General features: G+C 49.2%; 24 protein-coding genes. All 24 read right to left on the bottom strand.

All coding sequences use genetic code 11. The annotated features are described in order from the left end of the window. Position 1: 1 nt before the first annotated feature. Complete coding sequence (locus M9Q49_RS19135; protein ID WP_254510428.1) at positions 2–2,341, bottom strand: collagen-like triple helix repeat-containing protein; 2,340 nt, start codon at positions 2,339–2,341, stop codon at positions 2–4. 15 nt (positions 2,342–2,356) lie between these two features. Then, positions 2,357–2,764, bottom strand: a complete 408-nt coding sequence (locus tag M9Q49_RS19130) for a hypothetical protein (protein ID WP_254510427.1) — start codon at positions 2,762–2,764, stop codon at positions 2,357–2,359. A 211-nt stretch (positions 2,765–2,975) separates the two neighbouring features. Further along, entirely contained in the window at positions 2,976–3,566 is a 591-nt protein-coding gene (locus tag M9Q49_RS19125) for a hypothetical protein (protein WP_254510426.1), read from the bottom strand. Further along, on the bottom strand, positions 3,566–4,939 hold the full coding sequence (locus tag M9Q49_RS19120; protein WP_254510425.1) for a hypothetical protein: 1,374 nt from the start codon (positions 4,937–4,939) through the stop codon (positions 3,566–3,568). Before M9Q49_RS19120 ends, M9Q49_RS19125 begins: the two co-directional genes overlap by 1 nt. Position 4,940: 1 nt before the next feature. After that, positions 4,941–5,756, bottom strand: a complete 816-nt coding sequence (locus M9Q49_RS19115; protein WP_254510424.1) for a hypothetical protein — start codon at positions 5,754–5,756, stop codon at positions 4,941–4,943. 7 nt (positions 5,757–5,763) lie between these two features. Next, positions 5,764–7,506: a hypothetical protein gene (locus tag M9Q49_RS19110; RefSeq protein ID WP_254510423.1), complete on the bottom strand. Its 1,743-nt coding sequence runs from the start codon at positions 7,504–7,506 to the stop codon at positions 5,764–5,766. Between the two features lie 3 nt (positions 7,507–7,509). Beyond that, positions 7,510–7,659, bottom strand: coding sequence for a hypothetical protein (locus tag M9Q49_RS19105; RefSeq protein WP_254510422.1), 150 nt, complete (start codon positions 7,657–7,659; stop codon positions 7,510–7,512). 146 nt (positions 7,660–7,805) lie between these two features. Then, positions 7,806–8,153 carry a hypothetical protein gene (locus M9Q49_RS19100; RefSeq protein WP_254510421.1) on the bottom strand — a complete coding sequence of 116 codons (348 nt, stop codon included), beginning with the start codon at positions 8,151–8,153 and terminating at the stop codon, positions 7,806–7,808. Between the two features lie 16 nt (positions 8,154–8,169). Continuing rightward, positions 8,170–8,568: a phage tail tube protein gene (locus tag M9Q49_RS19095; protein ID WP_254510420.1), complete on the bottom strand. Its 399-nt coding sequence runs from the start codon at positions 8,566–8,568 to the stop codon at positions 8,170–8,172. A gap of 39 nt (positions 8,569–8,607) precedes the next feature. Continuing rightward, positions 8,608–9,018, bottom strand: coding sequence for a tail completion protein gp17 (gene gp17 / locus M9Q49_RS19090; RefSeq protein WP_254510419.1), 411 nt, complete (start codon positions 9,016–9,018; stop codon positions 8,608–8,610). A gap of 3 nt (positions 9,019–9,021) precedes the next feature. Then, positions 9,022–9,429 carry an HK97-gp10 family putative phage morphogenesis protein gene (locus M9Q49_RS19085; protein WP_254510418.1) on the bottom strand — a complete coding sequence of 136 codons (408 nt, stop codon included), beginning with the start codon at positions 9,427–9,429 and terminating at the stop codon, positions 9,022–9,024. Further along, complete coding sequence (locus M9Q49_RS36145; RefSeq protein ID WP_390844376.1) at positions 9,426–9,743, bottom strand: phage head closure protein; 318 nt, start codon at positions 9,741–9,743, stop codon at positions 9,426–9,428. Before M9Q49_RS36145 ends, M9Q49_RS19085 begins: the two co-directional genes overlap by 4 nt. Continuing rightward, positions 9,743–10,291 (bottom strand): head-tail connector protein, encoded by a 549-nt coding sequence (locus M9Q49_RS19080; RefSeq protein WP_254510417.1) that lies wholly within the window; start codon positions 10,289–10,291, stop codon positions 9,743–9,745. Before M9Q49_RS19080 ends, M9Q49_RS36145 begins: the two co-directional genes overlap by 1 nt. 86 nt (positions 10,292–10,377) lie before the next feature. Further along, positions 10,378–11,634, bottom strand: a complete 1,257-nt coding sequence (locus M9Q49_RS19075; RefSeq protein ID WP_254510416.1) for a phage major capsid protein — start codon at positions 11,632–11,634, stop codon at positions 10,378–10,380. A 186-nt stretch (positions 11,635–11,820) separates the two neighbouring features. Beyond that, positions 11,821–12,393 (bottom strand): HK97 family phage prohead protease, encoded by a 573-nt coding sequence (locus M9Q49_RS19070; RefSeq protein WP_254510415.1) that lies wholly within the window; start codon positions 12,391–12,393, stop codon positions 11,821–11,823. Next, the gene (locus tag M9Q49_RS19065; protein WP_254510414.1) at positions 12,381–13,970 is read right to left on the bottom strand and encodes a phage portal protein; all 1,590 of its coding nucleotides are present in this window, start codon (positions 13,968–13,970) and stop codon (positions 12,381–12,383) included. Before M9Q49_RS19065 ends, M9Q49_RS19070 begins: the two co-directional genes overlap by 13 nt. Positions 13,971–13,988: 18 nt before the next feature. Next, positions 13,989–15,560, bottom strand: a complete 1,572-nt coding sequence (locus tag M9Q49_RS19060) for a terminase large subunit (RefSeq protein ID WP_254510413.1) — start codon at positions 15,558–15,560, stop codon at positions 13,989–13,991. Further along, entirely contained in the window at positions 15,550–15,942 is a 393-nt protein-coding gene (locus M9Q49_RS19055; RefSeq protein ID WP_254510412.1) for an HNH endonuclease, read from the bottom strand. The genes M9Q49_RS19060 and M9Q49_RS19055 overlap by 11 nt, the downstream gene beginning before the upstream one ends. Then, positions 15,939–16,355, bottom strand: a complete 417-nt coding sequence (locus M9Q49_RS19050; protein ID WP_254510411.1) for a P27 family phage terminase small subunit — start codon at positions 16,353–16,355, stop codon at positions 15,939–15,941. The genes M9Q49_RS19055 and M9Q49_RS19050 overlap by 4 nt, the downstream gene beginning before the upstream one ends. Then, positions 16,355–16,984 carry a YodC family protein gene (locus M9Q49_RS19045; RefSeq protein ID WP_254510410.1) on the bottom strand — a complete coding sequence of 210 codons (630 nt, stop codon included), beginning with the start codon at positions 16,982–16,984 and terminating at the stop codon, positions 16,355–16,357. Before M9Q49_RS19045 ends, M9Q49_RS19050 begins: the two co-directional genes overlap by 1 nt. 245 nt (positions 16,985–17,229) lie before the next feature. After that, the gene (locus tag M9Q49_RS36140; RefSeq protein ID WP_390844370.1) at positions 17,230–17,421 is read right to left on the bottom strand and encodes a carbon storage regulator; all 192 of its coding nucleotides are present in this window, start codon (positions 17,419–17,421) and stop codon (positions 17,230–17,232) included. Between the two features lie 193 nt (positions 17,422–17,614). Then, positions 17,615–17,812 carry an HNH endonuclease signature motif containing protein gene (locus M9Q49_RS36135; RefSeq protein ID WP_390844831.1) on the bottom strand — a complete coding sequence of 66 codons (198 nt, stop codon included), beginning with the start codon at positions 17,810–17,812 and terminating at the stop codon, positions 17,615–17,617. Next, positions 17,778–18,041 (bottom strand): hypothetical protein, encoded by a 264-nt coding sequence (locus M9Q49_RS19040; protein ID WP_254510409.1) that lies wholly within the window; start codon positions 18,039–18,041, stop codon positions 17,778–17,780. The genes M9Q49_RS36135 and M9Q49_RS19040 overlap by 35 nt, the downstream gene beginning before the upstream one ends. Next, positions 18,028–18,222 carry a CopG family transcriptional regulator gene (locus M9Q49_RS19035; protein WP_254510408.1) on the bottom strand — a complete coding sequence of 65 codons (195 nt, stop codon included), beginning with the start codon at positions 18,220–18,222 and terminating at the stop codon, positions 18,028–18,030. Before M9Q49_RS19035 ends, M9Q49_RS19040 begins: the two co-directional genes overlap by 14 nt. Between the last annotated feature and the right edge of the window lie 45 nt (positions 18,223–18,267).

Raw genomic sequence — 18,267 nt, 5'->3', positions numbered from 1 at the left:
CCTAGATGTCTATGCCGATGATGCCCTGTGCATTCAATGCGGTTAAAATCGCATTGATCGTGGTTTGCAGCGCTGCACCGCTTGTATCACTGTTCAGTGGCATAGTTGGCAAAGCAACGGGAGTTACCCCTCTGAAACCAACATAGGCACCACCTGCACCGATAGAAACATAACTTGCAGCAATGCCGAGATTGCTACCTGATTGGCCCAAAACCAAATTGCCCGCAGGAATTTGAACATCAGCAGCGCCCATGCTAGTTGTTACATTAAGCGCCTGTACCCCAGAAGCTACGTTTAATGTCCACGAGTTTGAGCCAAGTTCAACGGCACCTGCACCCGTAGCATCGGCAATATCATTGATTGCCGTAGGTGAACCACCACCGCCGCCACCCTCTGGCAACGTATACCAGCCTTTGGTGGAGCTTTGCGAACCCGTGCCATAGTATTTGCCTGCGCTTGGGCTGGTTTCATCATTTACTAGCACGAGTGAATTTGAATCAAACGTGATGGACTTCGCCACATCAACGGAAAGCTGATAAACATTACTTGCATCAGCGTAATTCGCCTGTATACCTTGGCCTGCCTGGATATTACTAAAGCAAGCGTCCTGCGCCATCTCATCAGTGTATGAAGTTCCTGCTGCTCCTGATGAACCCGATGCTCCCGTGGCCCCTCTTGGCCCAATCGGTGCAATTGTGAATCCTGCTTTTGTTACTGATGCGAAGCTGCCAGCATGCGCTACATAGGCCACGCTGAATGAGAAATAGCCCGAGTTGTCCACAATATTCGTTACTATGCCAATCAAGAAATTTGTGGTTGATGCGTTTACATCAAAAACCCTTACCCAGTCACCAGTATTGAACGCACCCAAAAATCCGCTCATATCCACATTCGCTGAATTCTGGTCATCGATGAAAATGGTGCTGACACTTGTGAGCGTAGCATTATTAAATCTCATTTGCTGGTTTCCCGGTGGTGGGTCAACTTCCGTGGAGAAGTTCCAATCTGATGTAACGCCACCATAAGCACCTTGGCTACCTTGAGCGCCTGCGCTACCTTGTGAGCCTTGAGAACCTTGTGGGCCTTGGCTACCCCCGCCAGTACCACCACCGGCAGCCCCTTGTGGGCCTTGAGCGCCTTGGGAACCTTGAACACCTGCGCTACCTTGTGAGCCTTGAGCGCCCTTCATCGCAATAGTAAAACCTGCGAGGCTGGTGCTTGAGAAGTTGCCAGCGGAAGCAATGTAGGTAACGCCCAAACTGTAATAGGTGCTGTTGTCCGTGATGCTCGTGATAGTTCCAAGCCAGAACTTAGAAACCGAATCATTAACATCGAAAACCCGAATCTTGTCACCAACAACAAGCGAGGAAACGAACCCGCTCAAGTCCACGCCAGTCTGATTCAGATCATGAAGCATGACAGAGGTAACACTTGCGAAGGTTCCGTTATTAAACGCAAGGCTGTTATTCGCTGGCGGCGCTGAAGTATCTGAATCCCAATACCAGTGAGAAGTGACACCACCATAAGCGCCTTGACTACCGGGACTGCCTTGCGAACCTTGTGAACCTTGTGATCCTGAGCCCTGCGAACCCTGCGAACCTTGCGGGCCTGTATGTCCCTGATTACCTTGTGAACCCGCCATACCCGCTGAGCCTTGAGCGCCTGTATGTCCTTGGCTTCCCTGTACCCCTTGAGCGCCCGAGCTTCCTTGTGGGCCTTGCGGGCCTGTAGCACCTGTTATTCCCGAAGCGTATTCATTGGTCCATTGTGAGCCATTGTAGCGAAGGTATTGCCCGCTGCTTGGCGTGTTAATAAACGTGTCATTAAGCGCATCCTGCCCGAAATTTACCTGCGTGGTTTCTTCATAAAGCGTGATGCCCACAACCTTCGCTGTATCGGTATTGCTATCTGAGGAGCGAACAATTTTAATGCGAACATAATCGGCAACGGCAACACTGTCCTTATTGGAAAGTGTAACCGTGCTTAGGAATAATCTTCCTGCCGTGCCCGGTGCTGCTTGCGTGGCTGTATTTGCTGTATCGAATGATGCGGCGGAAGAAAGATTAACAGCATCGGCAGCGGTTATGGCTTCTACTTGCACGCTCCAGCCTACTGCCGTGGTATCCGTGCCATCGGTATAGGCTGCGATTTCTAGCTTGAGCGTGCCCGTGCCAAGGTAAATATCTGGCCAATAAGGCACGGTATAGATTGCATACTGCGTAGTATCGTAGGAAAGAACTTTACGATCAGCGCCGCTAATCGTTACTGTCTCAATGCGGGCTTCTTCACCCGATGGCACCTGAGCGCCACGAGCGGTTAATAAGGCAACTGTTGTCTTCATGCCTTTATTTAGTTATCAGGCTTCAGAAGCTCCCGTGAATTTTGGCGATACCATGGTAGTTGTTGTTACCGATCTTGGGGTATCAAACCGCTCTGCCCAAAGCAAAGTAGCATCATCAGCAGTGGTCACATAGTACCCGTAAACCGTTTGGGAGCTACCGCCATTGGTCCAAGTCTGATCGGCATAGGAAAGATAAGCTTTGCCCGATACCGTGCTTGGTGCTGTCCAGCTTGCACGAGCGAGGGATTTAGCAGAATACCCTGTGAAATCCGCCTGCGTGAACGTAGCAACGGTGCTTGTTGCCGATGGCGTGACATTGTTCTTGAACAATTTGAGTTTAATATCATCGGTGACGCTGGTATCCCGCAAGGCCCAGCCTGTAATTACTAATTCACCTTCATTGCATACGATTAGATTTGCCATGCCTTATTTATGATTCAGGCAAGTTTTTCTTTCCGCACTTTTTGCAGCCTTGCATTCGTGCGGGCGCTGTGCGTGCAGGCCCGCATGCCCTTATGCAATTCTCTGGCAGCGAGCGGGTTTTCAGGCTGAAACCACAAACCGAACAAGTGACCGTGCGTTTCCCTTTCTCATCAGGGGGCGATGTTTCAACATATTGGCAATTCATAAAATCCTATGGGTGCGGAGTGACATCAACAGTAAATCCGTAGTGCAAGAAATCGAAGGCGAAGTAAAGCAAGTAACCATCAACGGTAATGGTTCCAGGGGTAAAGCAATCTTGATAATGCACGTCCCTCGCTGGATCATTTGGGTAGGTTCCAAACGGAAAATAATAACCGGGCCAAGTGGAAGTAGGAATTCCAAAAAACACTTGATCCGAATTTATCCGCATTGATACCGTGAAGATTCCCGAAGCTCCATTATCCATGTGGCAGCCAACCCACTTGATATGTCCCGTTCCCGCCTCGCAGATATACGGGCTGCCATTGACATAACCAGCGCAATCATTTTCTATTCCGCCTGTAATTGTAGTTCCACGATCCACCGTTATTGTCATGCCGTTCAAGCAGGTGCATTCTTCCGTGCAATCATAAAACTCCAGAGTCCACGAGCTAGGCAACGTATTGCACATGCAGTCACACTTGCCGCCGCAGCAATTTTGATAAACTCCGTTTGTTGCCCCAAGGATCGGCACGCCAAAAGCTAACCCGCCCGTATGCGGATTTAATAACAAGCTGCCATCATTTCTCAATACAAGCGCCACTAATCCTCCGTGCCATCGCAATTCTTTGCGGTGACGAGGGTTTGCCATGCTTCTGGCGTGTCTGGATCGCACCATTCCATGCGGCAAACCCGTTCTTTGTATTGAACCGCCATTTCTACATCATCATTCAAACCCCATGTCAGATCGAAGATGACATTCATTTGCCGCTTGTAAATGTTCACAATTTCCCAGCGATATTTCTGGCTGTCATTGTCACCATCTATAGGAAGTGAGTCTAAGCCAACCCGCAGTAATAGAACCTTTGAACCGCTTGGGCCTGCGTGCCCGTAGGAATTCTGCGCCTTTGTTGGCGTGGCAGGCGGGTTCATTTGATGCCACCCGTGCGGGATGATGCTAAACCCGCTGATGTCAACATCATTAGAAGGGAATTCATCCCCGCAAAGCTTCTCAGTAATCGTAGCTGTAGCGAAGATTGCAACCCGCATTACTTCCGTTATGTAATACTTCCGCTCGCTGTAATCATATTCTGCGAGTCCATAAGCATTGCTGCCTAGCGAGTCCTGAAAGAAAAAGGGAACGTGAATCGTGATATGATCCTCTTCATCATTGGCAATCACTTCTACCGGGCTGATACCTTGGCCATCAAACCTGATTACTTGAGCCTCTACTGCTAACCCGCCACCTTCGCTATGAACTGGGCCTGTTGTCATGAACATGATACGTTCAGCGATTTGCTCCATCCAAACAATATCATATTTGACTCTTTTTTCATCATCGCTTGTGCTTTCCGATTCGCCACTGTCCACGTAATCGGTGCTGCCGGTTCGCTGCTGCGCCCAGCCCCACATATATTGAAAACCTGCCCACATACCGGGCGAGGCGATGCCTTCAATGCTTGTTCCGCTGAAGTTGCGGCGGAAAATATCATAAACTTCTATCTCATCAGCATCATCATCGGCAATGTATGAGCTTGAAGGGTGAGAGAGTTTGAGCGGGATCGCTCGTGCATGCCCACCTAATGTTAAATCTTCCTGTAGCTGAAAGCGAATGAGACCGGGAACGGCATCAGAATATTTGAAGACATAGTAATCCTTTGTGATGCCGGGCTGTAGCCATACGATAGAATCCTCTGGCACGTCTTTTTTTTCCATCGCCTCAATTGCATATCCGGTTTCTTCATCCTTGTCACCGGAAGCGAAGTTTTCTTCATCCTCTTCTAGCTTGTCATCATCAACAGCGTGAACCTGTTTCCAGCTATAGCGTTTATCTTCACGCTCACCGATCTTTGCCCAGAATCCACCCTCGCCCCCGTGCAGGGGCCTACGCAAACCGCCCTTATTCTTAGTTAGTTTTTCTACGATGCGAACCGCTTTTGCAATTCGTCTCGCTGATTGGTCATTGAATGTTGCCATATTATTCCAAGTTAAAAGCTCCGAAATCAGCCTCGTGATAAACATCGAATTTCAGCATCACGGGTGCAGCGCCTGCGGGGAGCTTCGCCCCTGCTCGTGTCAGCGGCACGGGTTCATCAGTAGGCTTGCCGTTTATTAAAATGGGCTTGAGCTTTCCGGCATCAAGTTCATGCGTGCCGCAATTTAGAAATTCCTTCGCCCAGCCATCGAGATTGAAGGCGAATTCATACTTCACTTGATAGAAGAAACCGCAGATCGGTGAGAACTGGCGGGATGCTGATATGTTCATAACCTTCACGGTGCCACGAGGAGCATTAAAAAATGCCGCCCGGTTCACGGTATCACGGTATGAATATGCGAGCGCTCCATTAAAGCTGGCTTCATTGTGAGTCACTGTAAGGATCGGCCTGCTATCATCCTTCGTGAGGATGTCCCGTGGCGGCATCCCCGCAGCATTTACTATTGGCTTGCCGTTGCGGTCTTTTTCTACTTCAAGTTCAAACTGAGATAGATTCCATTCAACCTGCGTGGGTTCATTGAGCGGGTTTTCTTCCCGTTCAGGCCAAGGCCCCCAATTCACTGTGACGGTATGCCAGAAACCATCTTCACCATAAGGCTGAGAATCAACCCCATTGCATCCGGCGAAACTATCATCAAAGTATGAATCACCTATAGCGATGCCGGGAGCGCTGCGAATGCTTGGCAGGTTTTGCAGTTTGTTGTCAGTCCGAACCAAGTAAACATGCGAGTAGCTTGGTTCAGACTTCTCATTGATCGAGCAGTTACGTGACTGCAACGCTACAGATACTATTCCCATGCCATATTTAGGCGATGTTAATCAGATTCTCAGGCGCTGGCTTGGCTATCATACGCAGGATAGGAATAGCAACATCCCACCGATCAAGCTGTTCTTCCTGCGCCTTCAATGCCTTATTCGCTACATTGTCCTTAGCAGCATCCATTCCGAACCGATGTTTCAGAACAATATCACGGGCAGCCTGCGAACCTTTTTCCACCAATCCGCTGATATTGGCCTGCATATCAATAGGTTCACCCTCTATCTTGTCCTTGGCCTGCTGCATCGCCCGATCAAAGGTGTCTTGATCTAGGAAACCGCCAAGCAATAACCGCTGTAGCTTCGCTGCTTCTTCTTCAAATTGCTCAAGGGGCGTGCGTGTCTGCTCAAAGATCGCCGCCGCATCGGCCTTCATCGTGTCTTCAAACTCTTTCATGTTGTTCATATCTTCGAGCTTCTTCTGCAAGGCGATAACACCCTCAAGCATGTCATCCGTAGCACCTTGAGATTTCAGTTTGAAAATATCAATCTGATCGCTGCTCATGCCAAAGGTATCAATTTCTAACTTGAGCTTGTCCTCAAGATCGCTGATAGATTCCACGAGCTTATTGGTGGATTCAGCCAAAGCATCAACCTTGGTTTTGTTCTTGCCTAGCTCCGTGCCCGCTTGCCGTGCCTTGTCCCGCACGCTTTCAAACCATTCATTTAGTTTCTCGCCCGGTGTTGCATTGGTGAATTCATCTTGCAGGTTCTTCCATTGCCCATCAGCAAGATTGCTCAAGTCCTCGCTTAGCGTGTCCATGAAGGTGCCGAATTGCATCTCAGCGCCCGATACCTTGCTCACTACCCAATCGATAGCCTTGGCCAAGTATCCGAACCCGATGACAATGCCCTGTATCATCTTCGTTACTAGCACCTGCACGCCAAGGAAGGCGAGCTTGAGCGTATGAAGAACATCGAGAACAACCCCGATGGCCTTCACAATGAAACCAAATCCCATTGCAACCACTTCGGAAAGGTCCACGGAAGTAGTGAGCCATTGAAGCGAGGCTTCTATAACTTCCGTAATGAATGGGGCTACTTCTGCGGCGATGATATTCCCTAGCCCTTGCCAAGCGAAGGCGAGCTTATCCATTGCATCGGAACTTTCACCGATGTTGCGGGCATCAATATCGCTCACGCTCGCATGAAGCCTATCAGCTTCATCGGCAAGCTTATTAATTTCATCCCCGCCCGCATTGAGCGTGTTTAATAACTGCGTGCCAGACTTCCCGAACAATGCAATGGCTGCGGCTGCTTTGTCCGCAGGGTTTTCTATCTCAGAAACCCCCGTTGCAATCTGTTTGAAGGTTTCTGAGGGGTCTTGATCTTTTAGTTTGGCGGCATCAAGGCCCATTGCCTGTAGCGTTTCTGTAACCTTATCCGAAGGATTGGCGAGCAAGGCATTGAGCTTGAGCATGGAACCTTCCAGCCCCTCAATATCTGAGCCTGTGATCTTGGCAGCGTACTGAAGCTGCGTGAATGATTTCACGCTCGTGCCGATCCGGCCTGCTGCTTCACTCGCTGAATCCACTTGATCGAAGGAAGCCTTAGTAACTTCCGTGAGCGCATGCGCCACGTTTGATAATTGATCCGTGACCACGCCAAAGGCTGCTGAGCCTTGAACCTTTTGAGCGAAGTTAGCTATCTGTTTGATACCATAGCCAAGGCCCGCAGTGAGACCTTTTGTTGATACCTTCATGCCGATAATAATGTTGCCGATTGTTGCCATGCACTATCTAGCAAAGCCAAGCACGGAACCAAGCAGCGCCCGCATTTCATCGGGCGATTGTGCGGCGCTTTTATAATTGGGCATGAAGCGATCCATGCGAACCCGCTTGCAGCCTGCCACCTGCGCAGTAATCCCGCAGTTCATGGCATTCATCCAATAGAAATCCGGCAGCGGTTCGATTTGCTCAAAGGCAATCTGCTCTGAGATTTCATAGCCATTGAATTCCTCAAGCAGCCTGCGAGGGGGAATGCAATAATGGCGAGACAGCCTCAGTATGAACCTGCGGAAGTGATCTTGTTCTAGCTTTTTTTTAGATCATTCAGATCATCAGCAGTAATAGCATTCACCTTGAGCGCCGCCGCCACGATCCGATCAAGGATCGCAGAAGACTTTTTGCTGAGCGCTTCAAGGTCTTTGTCTTCATCAAAGACAAGCCTGCCTTCCTCATCACATACCGAAATGGCAACGATATGTTCTCGCAGGAATCGGGTGCTTGCTCCCTTTGATAATGCCCTTGCTCTGTCCTCGTGCCGTGAGCGTGCGGAACCATCCCACGCACGCACCCACAAGTTGACATTCCATTCAGGGATTTCAAGTTTTTCTAGCCGCAGATCATTGGCAGCTAGGATTTGCTGTTTAATACTCATGCTCTATGGTAGTATCCTACGGAGTAATTGTGATCGCACCTGTACCCTGAACCGTTACCGATGCAGTTACAATTCCATCCTCTTCCATTCCGCCCGGTTCAAAGCCTGTTATGAACCCGCTGAAGGCCCACGTAGCAGCGCCCGTGTCCGTGAATGTCAGAGTCCAAGTGCTAACTGTCTTAGCAATGTGGGCTGTAGTTAAACCTGCATGCGTGGTTTCGCCCGCATTGTATTGAATTTCAAAAGTAAGCTCGCCAATATCATGGATGCCCGGAACATATTCTTTCCAGGTGCTTGCCAAATTGGTGGCATCAATCGCAGACAAGCTAAACGCAGGCCCGCTAATGCTCAAGACTTGTGCCGTAACATCGGAACCCATCTTAATCGTGGTTCCCATTCCTTTTACAACTGCCATTTAATAACCTCACAAATGATTGTGAAGTTATTTATGGAGCTACGAAGGTATTTCCTCATCGAAGATAATCAGGAAATCACTGGCAATATGAAAGGTGCCGAACTGCTCACCATCATTCCGCTCGTGCAAGTGAACTTCATTATCAAGCAGGCACGAACCTATAGTGGTTCCGCTCATATCGCCCCTGAATCCCTGTAATGATTGCCTAACTTCCTCAGCGAGGCTCAAGCAGGTGGCCAAATCAGCGGCCCAAGAGTCTATTTGCACCCTCGCCCGTGATGCTCCAGCGCTACCGCTCAAGTTATGAATGTGCGGTTTGCTAATCGTGCGGATCGTGATTGCAGGGAGCGCTGCGTTTTGGTCCCTGAAGTGTTGATAAATTCGGGTGCTGGTTATGGCTGTGATATTGGTCTCAGCGGCAAGGTAATTGTAAAGCGATGTTTCGAGCATGCTTTATTTATCAACGGCAGCTAGTTTCTCGATGTCAATTGCTATCCCTGTCATCGCTACGTTCTTTGCTTCATCGCCCTTGTTATCAAGCGAGCGGCGCATGAATGGGTTTGCTTCCATCTTGCTCGTGCCGTATTCCACTGCGGCGGCATACCACGTTTCGCCCTTAAAATCTCCCTCGCCTATTTGCACCTTGATGCTGGCGCTGGTGCGGGACTTCCTGCCAGCTTTGATTTTAACACTATCAGCAAGTGCGCCCGTCTCACCTACGGGGGCCTGCTCCTCTACTTCAGCCTTGATAATCTTCATTCCCTTACGCATGTTGCGCATCAGGGTTTTCTTCTGCACTTTCTTATCAAACTGCTTGAGTTCTTTTTCTAGTTTCTTCCAGCTTACAGTTACTCCGTTCATCTAACCTCAGTTGCAGTAATTACCATTTCTGTTTTGGTCTCATCCGGCACGATGCTGATGATTTGCAGCACCTTGCTATCCCAAGAGATTCGCATTTGCTCAGTAACGGTGGACAGATACCGCATTGCTATTGAATAGCTGCGGGTATTTTTTAGCTGAGCAGCTTGTGGGGCCTCGCCCCCTGCGATTGCATGGACGTTAGCCCACCGTGTTGCGTGCGTGGCCCAAGTACCAGGTACAAGAGCCCCCGCTGCATCCCGTGCCGTGGTTTGTGTCTGTATCGTGATCCGGTGGCGGTAGGTTCCTATTCTCATTAGTACCCCCGCAGGCCATTGCAAAGCCTATTGATGCCGTTTTCTAACTGCTTGCTAATCGTTCCTACGATCTCGCCCGAGCGCTCAGCATGGAAAACCCCAAGAGCGAGGCGAACCGCCTGCTTAGCTCTTTCAGGAACGGCAGAGAAACCAGCTACAAACCGGATTTGAACGGCATCAGATCGGCAATAAGTGCTTGGCCACGAGTTCACGGGTTCAATCCATGCCCGTTGCTTATAGGGAGCTTGCAGCCTGTACTCAGCAGAATCCAGAGTTTGCAGGACATTATCGCCATCGTAGTATTTGATATGCGTGATGCTCTGAATCGGGAGTTTTAATAACCAGTTGCAGTAAAACCCGTGCTGATGTTGTTCCCATGTTTGGGCAACAAGGTGCAGGCCCGATAGCGTTTCCACGTACTGCGTGGCGGCATCGAGATATGAAGTTATTAACGTGTCTTCATCTGAATGCTCAACCTTCAAGTGAGCTTTGGCTTCTGATAATGTGATGGGGTAGCTCGCAGGAGCGGTGATTAACTTTGTGAACATGCCTTATTTATTCAGGCCAGATACGAAAAAACCCCGCAACGCTAAGGGACGTTGCGGGGTTCCTACCCCATGTCTTTAGGATATTATTACGATAGAGCGTGGATCAAGTGCTTCATAGCATTTGGCTGCTTCGTGCGTTGCGAGAACCGCTGGAAAGAAGTAAAGCCAACGCTATTGTTCAGAGCATAAAGCTCACTGAGGCGCTTAATGCCTGTGCCGTTTGTGACCGGGCGATAACGAACCTTGCTGGCTGGGCCAAACAATACCGATTTGTTACCCGCACCGATGTCTGCGATGTCATTGCAGATCAAGACTTCATAGCCATTGATCTTCTGCAAGTTAGCATTCGCATAATCTTGCATCAGCAATGGACGGCCCAGATCATCAACCAGCTTCTTGCAATAGCTGAACGTGTTGGCGTTCATGTAATAGCGTGTGCTTGGATCGATCCTATAGGCTGGATCAACACTAGCTTCAAGATCAATAAAATCATCTACCGTTAGAGCGGTAGGCGTAGCTACAGTGTGACCAAATACGGATTCAGTTACGAATCCCTTGTTATTGGTCAAGTTGCCCGTAGTGGAATGAGTAGCAATCGCACGAGCGAGGCGCTCACCCATAAGCTCAGCAACCATATCCTCAAATGGGAATTCAGAATCGGTTATCAATTCTTCCGATACTTCAAAGACCGCTGTGCTGATCTTGTGGTAATTGAAATCAATCTTGCCAACAGCAATCGAGACGTTTGCAGCGGTGCCCAATTCGTTCGTGGCAGCGCCAACATTGCCGGTATCATTTACCGTAGCAATGTAAGTAGGCGAACCGTTGCTCGATGGAACAACATCGCAAACCGATGTGATGCCACCAAACCACTTCAGCGCCTTCTCAAGACCAACAAGCTGGTTAGGCTGACGCAGGTAGCCACCTACGTTGTCAGTGCCAACAACTTGATTTCTGAAAACGAATTCAGGATCGCTCAGATTGTAGCCAAGATCATAAGCTGCTTGACGGTGAGAATCCCTCACCAAATCTTTGCGGTCACTATGATATGCAAGCCAGCCACGAGTAAAGTGCTGCTCTTTTTCCATGTTCTTCGCAGCGCAGTAATTGCGTGCTGGATCAACATGTTCCACATCCTTGCTATTCAATGCCAAAACCTGTTGGCTGCGGCGGATAGAATCAATCTTTCCTTCAACATCAGCCTGACGGGCCATGTCTTTATCAAACCGCTCTTTCTCATCTTCGCTGAATGCGCCGCCTCGCTTCTCAACGGTGGCTGTCAAGTCTTGCAAGCCACGGATAATATCTGCTCTTTCTTCCTGAAGTTGTTTCAAATCACTCATTGTAAAATACCTACGATCAAAACGTGCTAGGCGCTTGGGCCTTGATACTTGGATCGAAGGTATCTATGTGGCTGATTATGAAAACGAAAAAGCCTGCAAGCGATACGCACTTGCAGGCCCGATAACACTTTCAAACTTTTAAGGAGAATTCCACATGCTAGAGAAATTCCACCTGTATCTATGCAGCTACTTTAGGTTTTTCACCAATTCGATTCTCCGCAGGGAGTCTTGATAATCTTCCCACCGTTTTTCCTCTTCCTCGTGCCAGCCTCGCTTGATCTTTGCGCCCGAATACCAAGGGGTAACAACAATGCCAATCTCAGCAATGCTCTGGAAGTCCTGTATTGTCAGCACCCGCTTGCCAGCCTCACGAGCGAAGGCAGTTTTTCCCGGTTTGCCGGTGAATGAAAACCCGTGCAAATCGCCACGCTCAATAAGACACTTGACATCACGGCCAAGTTGCGTGTCTGGAAGTTTTAATTCCACTTCAATACCACGAGCACCTGGCGTGAGCTTGAGGGTACTTGAGCGAGTGCGGCCCAGCAGGTTTTTCTGGTTATGATCGAAGGTAGCAATAACATCGCCACCACGTTTCAGTGCATTATCAAATGCGCCCGGTGCGATCCTCTCAAAGGTTCCATCTGGATATGGCTGACATTCTGTGTCTGCTGAGCCATCGTAATAAACTGCGGCCAATCCCCGCACGATACCATCCTCAATCGTGATGCTATTCGGACCTGAAAATACTAATGATTCCATACTGCTCCTGCCAGTTTTCTGGCATCTAACCGGGCATAAACCGCAGCCCTTTGTTCTGGCAAAACCTGCCCGAGTTCTTCCCCAATTTGCAGGAATAAGCGCTCAATAAACATCTCAGCGCCCGGCAGTGCATCACTGAAGACGTGATGATGAGAAGCAAAAAGAGCATCCTTGCTCGCTGGTGCATCCTTGCGAAGTCTATTTATCAATCTGGAAAGCTCTCTTTCCGTGATTTCTGCAAGCTTTCCTCTGATTACTTCGCCGCTCGCATCACTTTTTGCCCCTGTTTGGTCCTCAGAGGCTGGGTTTTGCGGGGGTTGAGGGGCACCAAATGGCGAAGCTGCGGGCGCTGGCGGCTCAGCAAAGGCATCAACAAGGTTGCTTGGACGCCAAAAAGTATCCGTTTCCTTATTGTCAACAGGCAAGTTATTGGCAAATCGGTACTCTTCCCACGATTGCAATGCGTTGCTCACCCGCATAACAGCAACAGCGGTTTCCGCCGTGGCATCGCCTTTTGTCAGATCGTTTCTATCAAATTCGATGTAATAATCATCTTGTTCATCGGTTCGCAGAAGCTTGTAAGAAAACTCTGCTTCGATAACAGACAGCCAAGGCCCGAAGCTATTAGATAATGCAGCGGTGTTGATACTCTCAAGGCTGCTATAGCTCGTGTTTGTCTGGCCACCGATGAAGCTAGGATCGATCCCGCATAGGTTCGCAATGTCAATCAGGCTAAAAGTGCGGGATTCCAATAGCTGGGAATCACCATTGCTAAGGTAAGTCTTGTTAAGCTTCGCACCACCCGTGAGCGCAACGGCAGATCGGGAGTTTTCTATTCCGCTGAACAGGCGATTCAATGAAACCTTGAAGGCTTTTAATGTCTCTTCATCAACTACAGCGCCTTCGGGCACTTCGATCCACGCATCAGCAATACCGCCAGCCTCAAAGAACTTCGTTGCATAGCGGGCTTCTGAGATATGAAGGGAGATATTTTCCCGGCAAAGATCAATCAGGCGCATGCCCACTAGGCCGCAGGAGCGAGTGAGCGCCGAGCGAATATGAATTACTTCCGAAGCATCAAGAGCAATAGTTTGCCCTTCACGGCGAACCACGTAAACCATCTGCTGCGTGGTTGCAGTGTGGATAATAGCAGGGGTAACGGTGTCAGGATCAAGGATGTACAGTGCATCCGGTTCGCCCGCTTTCTTCTGAATGAACGCATACGCATTGCCTGCCCAAATAGCATCCTGCACGAGGGTTTTGATAAACTCGATGGCGGCAAGGTAGGGATTCGCCCGCTTGCGGAGCAGCTTATAGGCTGCATGTTTCTTATCAAATTCACGGCCACCGGAAGCGAGGATTTTTAGGACGTGACAACGGCAGTTTGCTACCTTGTTTGTGATGATTTCTACGGCACGCTTAACCGCAGGGATGGCAAGGAATGTTTCTTTATTAACTTGAACCCCGCCACGATAGCGTTCCTGCATCTCGTCTGGGAGTATGATTCCCTGTGGCGAGCGAATGTAACCACCCTCTTGCAACACGCCACGGACAATATTATTTAACCATGTGAACATGCCGTATTTAGCTGTTCGCTAGGTGATTGTTACAGGAGTTATTGCTTTTGATATGCCTAAAGCCATGATCGTTGCCACGCAGCCATCAATACGCTTGGCCTGCTCCTGCGGCTTTACTGGCCTGATAAACCCGTTTGGATGCTCCTGCACGCATAGATTAGAGAAGTTCCAATCGAGCAGAGGGTTATTGCCCTTGTTCAATTCGTGCGTAGCAATAAGAACTTCAAGCTGCTTCGTGGGCGCATTCATAGCGGAATAACTCTGCCCGTGTTCGATCATACGGATGCCTTTTTTATGAAGATCATCAGCCAGACCTACCCGCCCTTCCCACGGATCGAAGGCAATACCAGTGAGTTTATATTTGCCCTTTAGCTCCATGATCTTGCTTACTATCGTGTCACGCTCGATTCGCTTGGACTTCGTGAACGTGATATTGCAAAGCGGGTTCCTGATCCACGATTCATAATCAACACCATCCCGCATTGATCGCTGCCGGGCACTTTCGCCCGGTATCCAGAACCATACCCGCAGGTATTTGGATTTAGGCCAGTACAATGCGAGCGCTGTTAGGTCTTTGGTGCTGGAAGTATCAAGAGCAGCAACGCACCATTCGTTAGCAACATCAAGATCATGCTGCGGGCAGGCGAACCAATCCTGCATTTTGATAAACCGATTGTTCTGCTCAACTAACAGATTGCAATGTTCCCGCTTGAATTCATTTTCAAAGCTGGCAACTGTCTGAGCCTTCGCCACCATTCGCTTGATATAATCAGGCTGAACCCCAGTTCCCCAGAGCGGATTCGCCTTTTTGATATGCTCTAAATTGGTCCAATCATCCTTGGCATCAAGTTCAAATATGAAGGGCAGGAAAGAGAAATCAACATCGGGTTTCTCCTTCACCCGCTTAGCATACGTGTACAGATCGAACCAAATTCCCTCACGTTCATAGCTTTGCGTGCTTGATATGTACAGCAGGGGCTGCCGCCGCTTGCCCATGCTAGTTTCAATAGCTCCCCAGAAATCTCTACCTTGTTGGCCTCGCCAGTTTTTAACTTCATCGCAGATGCAACACTGAGTATTCCACCCGTGAGCGCCGCCTGCTTCCGAAGAAACTGAGCAGCAAAAGCTATTATTCTTGCGGTACAGAATACGTGATCTGCTTTCATTTATCTCAAGCCTGCTTCTAAGCTTAGCGGATTGCACTACCTGCTGTTTGATAATGTCAAAATTGATTGCGGATTGCTTTGCGGTGCTGGCGCATAGGTAGGTTTCTGCACCACCTTCGCCATCGCAATAGGTTAGATAATGAGCGAGCAGGGATGATAATGTTGTCTTGGCATTACCACGGGCAGCGCTGTAAAGCGTGGTTCTGTATCTTCTGAGCTTAGTTTCTTTATGCTTGAAACCGAACAATGCACGGACATAATCAGCGTGCTGCGGGTGAAGAATCAGAGGCTTTCGGGCAAACTCGCCCTTAGTGTGAGTGAGACATTTTTCAGCGAAGGCGAGGGGCTTCTCAGCAGCAGCTTCATCATAGAAGAAACTGCCATCGTGCGTGAACGGATCATAACCGTTTAATTCAAATTCCATCCTTTCCTTTTGCGAATCGCTTCATACGATTCTTTTTCTTGCGAAGCCACTTGTGATGTAGCTGATCGCCTTTTTCTGCGTTGCACTTTCTGCATGACAAGACAAGATTATCATCATGATTTGTCCCGCCTCTGCTTATTGGCCTGATGTGATCGAGCGTAGAATTCTCGTTATTGAGCTTCAGTCCGCAGTATGTGCAATAGGGATGCTGCCGCATCATTCGCTCACGCTTCCGTTTGCGGCGGGCGCTTGGACCTTGGGATAGCTTCTTTGCTTTTGTTTCCTTTGGCGGATCGGAAGGAAGCTCAGGGTGGTAATCATCCATTCCGATATTGTCTCCATAGAAAGTAAGACCGAAATTTAGTAAGCATAGTTCTGTCATGAGAAGAAATCCCCCGCATCATCGCCCACGGGAGCGCTGCTCACGCTATTGCGGGCCTGTGCTGTTAGTCCGAACTGCTGAGCAAGCCTGCGATAGTTATCAAAAGCCTTGCTAATGAAATTCATAGCCCTGCTTGCATCGGTGCCCGTGATGTCTTCCACCGCTGCGAGCTTGTCCTGCGAGGATTTGAATACATCCCACCAGAAGCAAAGGGATTCCAGAGCGCCCGCATCAATGCTCGTGGCAATGCCTTGCTCCCTAAGCTGCGGCACGATCTCATCCCACAATGCGCTGCCGTGCGGGCCTAGATCGGGCTTAACGGGTTCGCCCGTGGCCTGCATGTTCGGCCGCAATGCGGCCTGATTCGGGTGCCCTTCAAGGAGCTTGAGGGTGAGGGATTTGGCAGCGCTCATTAATCATCCTCGCAGGGGCTGCCTACGTGAATCGTTTTCCATTCACTTTCACCGGCAGGCGTGATATACGCACGCTGCTTTTGCATCGTGATTGAATTGCCAAAGATTCGCACATCGGTAACGATTTCTGTGGTCTCAGCCTTCACGAGGGTGGCGGTGGCCAATGTCTCAGAGTGTAATTGACCCCATTTATTCATATCTTCGCCCTCATCACACCAAGAGCAAAGCACGAGTGCATTAGTAACACGCTCGCCAATAACCATCAGCGGCCCACCGCTCTTGAGGCGCACAATGTCACCGGGCTGGAAGGTTTCGCCTACGGTATCCTTAATCCAATCAAGAACAGGGAACACCTTTGAAACTACAATCGTGTGCTTACCAGCATGAACACACACTTCACCGGCACCACACGAGAGGCCAGTGCAGCGATGAAATTCATCGGCATCAGCTTGCTTCAATTCGCCCGATTCGAGCTTATCAAAGAATATATTCTTAACTTGTTCGCCGTCCATATTGTTGTCCTCTACTTGCCGTGCGATCTTGCGCAGGGCTCCCATTGTTTGTCCTATATTCTCAATTGTTTCCTGCGGCACACGCAGGTTAATTCCGATCTTGTCTATGATTGCCATGTTCTTATCTATGTAATTTGGTGAAGAAATCTCCCTGCGTTCCGCAGTGAGCTTTCCTTATTCGCCTGTATTGCGAGGGGCTTTTGGGCCTCGCATCGCTGTAATGGGCTTCCTATTGCGTGTGGCAGCCTATTGCAGCCTTGGCCTCGCTCACCGGATCGGGCCAAAAAACCTTAAAAAAAAGCGGAACGTCCCGGTGCGTTCAATGATATTGGCAAGTCTTAAAAAATTGCCGGATATGCCACCTAGGGGGCAGCATTATCAATCAACTCTGATCGCAGGATAGTGATGTCCCTATGGGCATCAATAGCTAGGCCAACCCTATCATCATCAATGCGTTGCAGGTTTGATACTATTACCTTGACCTTCTGCGGCTTGTCCGATGGTGGAACCTGAATGACAAACGATTCATATAGCTTTCTTGTTATTCGCAACATTAGTATCCTCCCTCGTGCTTTACATGCACATCTAGGCCATTCTCAAGCATCTGCTCTATAGCAATGCGATATAGGTCTATCTTACGCATGCCTAAGCCCCTTTGCTTCAGATCGGTAATCATCTTGTCTAGGCGCTGATAGACTTCCTCAGTCACGCTGAAGCTCACATAGCGGCCATCAGTTTTGGTTGTTCTCATTCTCCCCTCTGCGTGCGCTTACTGTGGCACGATTTACATAGTGATTTTAAGTTATTGAGCGAGTACATCAGTTCAGGGTTGCCATTGGGCTTTACAATATGATGCACTTCGCTTGCGGGCCTCGTGATGCCTTGCTCCTCGCAATCTTCGCATAGCGGGTTATTCGCAAGCTTGATCCGGTTCACCTTCAGCATGTGGGCTGGATATGGTTTCCGGCAATTGATTGTCTTCCTGCTGTGGCTGTGATCCACTGGCACGATCTTGTTGCACTTCGGGCAATACTTCTCCATCAATCCTCTTTGGCCTGTAAATGATAATTGGCCTGTTTTTGGCATCGTATGATTTTTCATATTCGTTTCGCCGGGCTACGCTGAGTGCTAGAAGCCATAGCTCTTGCTGTTGTTCTTTGCTAAGGCAATTCATTAGCAACCTTCACTGGCTTTTTGAAGTATTCTGTGAGCGCCCACCGGACTACCTGCGAGCGTGAGCAATCTGTCATGCCTTGCACTGCGAGCGAATCGATACGCTTATCAATGTTCTTTAAGGTGTCAGCATCAAGCTGCACCGATACTACGTGCTTAGGGTTTGATTTGTATTTATTCATGTTCATATTCCTCTGGCTTTGTCTTTGGCAGGCCGCAGCACTCGC

Source organism: Anatilimnocola floriformis (assembly GCF_024256385.1).
GTDB classification, from domain to species: domain Bacteria; phylum Planctomycetota; class Planctomycetia; order Pirellulales; family Pirellulaceae; genus Anatilimnocola; species Anatilimnocola floriformis.
Note: the sequence above shows the minus strand (reverse complement) of the source record. Positions and strands in the feature narration are given on the sequence as shown.

Bases quoted from the DNA above. Each gene is read 5' to 3' on its own strand.
- M9Q49_RS19070 (WP_254510415.1), bottom strand. From the start codon at position 12,393: ATGGAATCATTAGTATTTTCAGGTCCGAATAGCATCACGATTGAGGAT.
- M9Q49_RS19055 (WP_254510412.1), bottom strand. From the start codon at position 15,942: ATGACAGAACTATGCTTACTAAATTTCGGTCTTACTTTCTATGGAGAC.
- M9Q49_RS19120 (WP_254510425.1), bottom strand. From the start codon at position 4,939: ATGGCAACATTCAATGACCAATCAGCGAGACGAATTGCAAAAGCGGTT.
- M9Q49_RS19065 (WP_254510414.1), bottom strand. From the start codon at position 13,970: ATGTTCACATGGTTAAATAATATTGTCCGTGGCGTGTTGCAAGAGGGT.
- gp17 (WP_254510419.1), bottom strand. From the start codon at position 9,018: ATGCTCGAAACATCGCTTTACAATTACCTTGCCGCTGAGACCAATATC.
- M9Q49_RS19100 (WP_254510421.1), bottom strand. From the start codon at position 8,153: ATGAGTATTAAACAGCAAATCCTAGCTGCCAATGATCTGCGGCTAGAA.
- M9Q49_RS19085 (WP_254510418.1), bottom strand. From the start codon at position 9,429: ATGAACGGAGTAACTGTAAGCTGGAAGAAACTAGAAAAAGAACTCAAG.
- M9Q49_RS19135 (WP_254510428.1), bottom strand. From the start codon at position 2,341: ATGAAGACAACAGTTGCCTTATTAACCGCTCGTGGCGCTCAGGTGCCA.
- M9Q49_RS19080 (WP_254510417.1), bottom strand. From the start codon at position 10,291: ATGTTCACAAAGTTAATCACCGCTCCTGCGAGCTACCCCATCACATTA.
- M9Q49_RS19050 (WP_254510411.1), bottom strand. From the start codon at position 16,355: ATGAGCGCTGCCAAATCCCTCACCCTCAAGCTCCTTGAAGGGCACCCG.
- M9Q49_RS36140 (WP_390844370.1), bottom strand. From the start codon at position 17,421: ATGTTGCGAATAACAAGAAAGCTATATGAATCGTTTGTCATTCAGGTT.
- M9Q49_RS36145 (WP_390844376.1), bottom strand. From the start codon at position 9,743: ATGAGAATAGGAACCTACCGCCACCGGATCACGATACAGACACAAACC.
- M9Q49_RS19105 (WP_254510422.1), bottom strand. From the start codon at position 7,659: ATGAATGCCATGAACTGCGGGATTACTGCGCAGGTGGCAGGCTGCAAG.
- M9Q49_RS19035 (WP_254510408.1), bottom strand. From the start codon at position 18,222: ATGAATAAATACAAATCAAACCCTAAGCACGTAGTATCGGTGCAGCTT.
- M9Q49_RS19115 (WP_254510424.1), bottom strand. From the start codon at position 5,756: ATGGGAATAGTATCTGTAGCGTTGCAGTCACGTAACTGCTCGATCAAT.
- M9Q49_RS36135 (WP_390844831.1), bottom strand. From the start codon at position 17,812: ATGCTGAAGGTGAACCGGATCAAGCTTGCGAATAACCCGCTATGCGAA.
- M9Q49_RS19040 (WP_254510409.1), bottom strand. From the start codon at position 18,041: ATGAATTGCCTTAGCAAAGAACAACAGCAAGAGCTATGGCTTCTAGCA.
- M9Q49_RS19110 (WP_254510423.1), bottom strand. From the start codon at position 7,506: ATGGCAACAATCGGCAACATTATTATCGGCATGAAGGTATCAACAAAA.
- M9Q49_RS19060 (WP_254510413.1), bottom strand. From the start codon at position 15,560: ATGGAATTTGAATTAAACGGTTATGATCCGTTCACGCACGATGGCAGT.
- M9Q49_RS19095 (WP_254510420.1), bottom strand. From the start codon at position 8,568: ATGGCAGTTGTAAAAGGAATGGGAACCACGATTAAGATGGGTTCCGAT.
- M9Q49_RS19045 (WP_254510410.1), bottom strand. From the start codon at position 16,984: ATGGCAATCATAGACAAGATCGGAATTAACCTGCGTGTGCCGCAGGAA.
- M9Q49_RS19075 (WP_254510416.1), bottom strand. From the start codon at position 11,634: ATGAGTGATTTGAAACAACTTCAGGAAGAAAGAGCAGATATTATCCGT.
- M9Q49_RS19130 (WP_254510427.1), bottom strand. From the start codon at position 2,764: ATGGCAAATCTAATCGTATGCAATGAAGGTGAATTAGTAATTACAGGC.